This window comes from Halorubrum halophilum (assembly GCF_000739595.1).
Lineage (GTDB): Archaea > Halobacteriota > Halobacteria > Halobacteriales > Haloferacaceae > Halorubrum > Halorubrum halophilum.
This window is the reverse complement of sequence record NZ_BBJP01000082.1, coordinates 1-981: the sequence shown is the minus strand read 5'-3', so window position 1 is coordinate 981 and position 981 is coordinate 1. Positions and strand designations below refer to the sequence as shown.

Sequence of the window (981 nt, the reverse complement as noted above, 5' to 3'; positions counted from 1 at the left end):
AAATAAAAGAATAGAAGACAGATGCAGCCGAATCTGGGATGAAATCGGTCACATCCCGAACCACAACGAACTCACCACGTACCTCAAAAATCACGAACGCTATGATGACCTCCATTCTCAGTCAAGTCAGCGAGTCCTTCAAGAACTCGCTGAAGCGTTCAACGGCTGGTACGGCAAACGACAAAACGGAGATACGAAAGCGAACCCGCCCGGCTACCGCAAACACGGCGACAAACACCCGCGCTCAACAGTCACGTTCAAAACTGCCGGGTTCAAACTCGACACCCAGTACGACCGCGTCCGGCTGTCAAAAGGATCAAATCTGAAAGAGTACTGGTCGGATTTCGTCCTGTGCAAGTATCAAACCCGCCCGGACGTTGACCTCTCCGCCGTGGAGAACGTCCAACAAGTCAAGATTGTATGGACAGGCAACGAGTGGGAGCTACACTTCGTCTGTAAGGTCGAAATCGACGTGGATGAAGCCCCCGGTGAGAAGACGGTGGGTGTTGATCTCGGGATCAACAACTTCGCCGCGCTCGCCTATGAAGACGGTCACAGCGAATTGTACCCGCTCAACTGCTTGAAACAGGACGACTACTACTTCAGCAAGCGAATCGCTTGGTGTGACGACTCGGACTCCGAGCAGGCTACCAGGCTGAACCAGAAGAAGTCGGCCCGCCGCACCCACTACTTCCACACTCTCTCCAAGCATATTGTTGAACGGTGTGTTGAGGAAGGTGTTGGAACTATCGTGGTGGGCGATCTCTCCGGCATCCGTGAGGATGAGGAGAACAGCGAGTCGAAGGACTGGGGCAAGCACGGTAATCTTGACCTGCACTCGTGGGCGTTCGACCGGTTCAGCGACCTACTCGAATACAAAGCCGAGATGGAAAGTATCACGGTCGAGCAAGTGTCTGAGCGGGATACCTCGAAATCGTGTTCGTGCTGTGGCCGGAAGCATGAAGCGCGTACAGTGCTGTA

General features: G+C 53.9%; 1 protein-coding gene. It reads left to right on the top strand.

What is annotated here, in order from left to right; all coding sequences use genetic code 11:
- Nucleotides 1–981, top strand: a 981-nt coding sequence (locus ACP96_RS16995; protein WP_050034197.1) for an RNA-guided endonuclease InsQ/TnpB family protein, incomplete at both ends; no start/stop codon positions are given.